The 1,832-nt window shown below is 65.3% G+C and carries 2 protein-coding genes and 1 pseudogene; 1 reads left to right on the forward strand and 2 read right to left on the reverse strand.

Going from position 1 to position 1,832, the window contains the following annotated elements; translation table 11 throughout:
* Positions 1–66: 66 nt before the first annotated feature.
* Both B6S44_RS27675 and B6S44_RS27680 read right to left on the reverse strand, forming a co-directional pair.
* Positions 67–1,047, reverse strand: a complete 981-nt coding sequence (locus B6S44_RS27675; protein WP_129160111.1) for a tripartite tricarboxylate transporter substrate binding protein — start codon at positions 1,045–1,047, stop codon at positions 67–69.
* 132 nt (positions 1,048–1,179) lie between these two features.
* Entirely contained in the window at positions 1,180–1,617 is a 438-nt protein-coding gene (locus tag B6S44_RS27680) for an IclR family transcriptional regulator (RefSeq protein WP_129160113.1), read from the reverse strand.
* 61 nt (positions 1,618–1,678) lie between these two features.
* Here B6S44_RS27680 and B6S44_RS27685 point away from each other — a divergent pair.
* Positions 1,679–1,832, forward strand: a pseudogene (locus tag B6S44_RS27685) (dihydrodipicolinate synthase family protein); the annotation flags it as partial.

Genomic DNA, 1,832 nt, shown 5'->3' on the forward strand with positions numbered 1-1,832 from the left:
GGGCGGGGTGGCGCGCCGCTCGGGTAGTGTCTGTAGAGGGAAATCTGTTGTCTTGGAATGGTTCTTTCAGTCAGCGACGATCTTGTTTTCGACGACGATCTTCTTCCAGCGCGCCATGTCGGCGCGCACATAGGTGTCGAGTTCCTCGGGCGAGCTCATGCGCAATGTGATGCCTTCATCGTTGGCTCGCTTGATGAAGCCGGCGTCCTTGGCGGCGATGCGCGCCGCCGCAATGACCTTGTCGATCACGGAACGCGGGGTTTTGGCCGGGGCATAGAGCGCATACCAGCTGTCGACGACATAACCAGGCACCGTCTCCTCGATCGTCGGCACGCCCGGCATCTTCGACTCCCCGGTCGGAGCGCTCACCGCGATCGGCCGCAAACGCTTGTTGGCGATGAAGCCAGCAACTGCAGCATTCGTGGCGAACATCATGTCGACCTGACCACCGAGCAGATCGGTCAAGGCCGGACCAGCGCCGCGATAGGGCACATGGACCAGGTCGACCTTGGCTAGATTCTTCAGCATCTCGCCGGCGAGGTGGGCCGAGGTGCCGCCGCCTTGCGAGGCGAAGCTGTAATTGGCCGGCTTGGCCTTGGCCGCTTCGAGAATGTCCTTGACCGTCTTGAACGGGCTGTCCGGCTTGACCACCAGAACATTATGGGAGCTGCCGATCAGCGTTACCGCCGCGAAGGCCTTGTCGGTGTCGTAAGGCATCTTCGGCTGCATGCTGGGATTGACCGCGTGAGCCAGCGTCGCGACCAGCAGCGTATACCCGTCCGGCGGGCTATGGGCGACGACCTCCGAGCCGATGATTGTGCTGGCGCCGGGCTTGTTCTCGATGATCACCGGCTGGCCGAATTCCTTGGCCATCAGCGCCCCGAGACTGCGCGCGACGGTATCGGTACCGCCGCCGGGCGCGAACGGCACGATCAGCCGAACCGGTTTCTCCGGAAATTCGGCGCGCGTCGGCGAAGCCGCGGCGACCGTCGCGAGCAGCGCGACGGCGCAGTAAGACAAGAAGGATGACCTGAGCCTGCGGGACATTGCGCTTCCTCCATTCCCTGGCTGTTGGAGACCGGACGCGGTTCGACCGCGCCTCTGGCTGAAGCGACCTTAGGCGAGTTCAGGATTGCCCGACCCTGCGGTATTCCACAGAATGGAACTATTTGGCTCCCGTCAGTTCTCCGGGAGCAGGCTCGCTTCAAGGTCTGCCAGACAGCGTCTGCGCAGATCCAGCAGCCAGGGGCCGAGCGTGCGCCGCAGCGCAGGCAAAGGCTCCGAGCTCGCGATGCTCATATTCAGAGCGTGGGGAGCCAGGCCCGGCAGGAGAATGGACGCAGCGACCGCCGCGACGCCGGGCTGCCAGCGGACAATGCAGAACCCGTCCGTTTCCAGTTCGGTGAAGGATGCCCGGATATCCGCCTCCAGCTGCGGCCAGGCGCGGCTGCGGCGTTCGGCGATCACATGCAGTTCGCGGATCTGCTCCTGCTGGGGCAAGGCGCGCAGATAGGCCCGGCCGAGCGATGTCAGCTCGATCGGCACACGCTGTCCCGAGACGACAGTGCGGAAGCTGCTGCGCGGGCTGTAGCGGAAGGATTCCAGGTAGACCATCATGTCGCCGTCGGCCGCGGCAAGCCCGACATTGACGCGCCGGCGCGTCGCCTCCTGGCGCATCAGCGGCGCGATCGCCGGCACGGGGAGGGCCCTGCCCAAGGAGGTGCTGCACCTCGTCGCGCTCTCGCAGAAGGCCGCCGCCGGCGACCCGCAGGCCGAGCGCGATGCGCTCGAACTGGAGCGGGCGCTCTATGTGCTCTCCTCCTTCGACGAGG

The sequence above is a fragment of the Allobosea sp. Tri-44 genome, from assembly GCF_004123845.1.
In the GTDB taxonomy this organism is placed as follows: Bacteria; Pseudomonadota; Alphaproteobacteria; order Rhizobiales; family Beijerinckiaceae; genus Allobosea.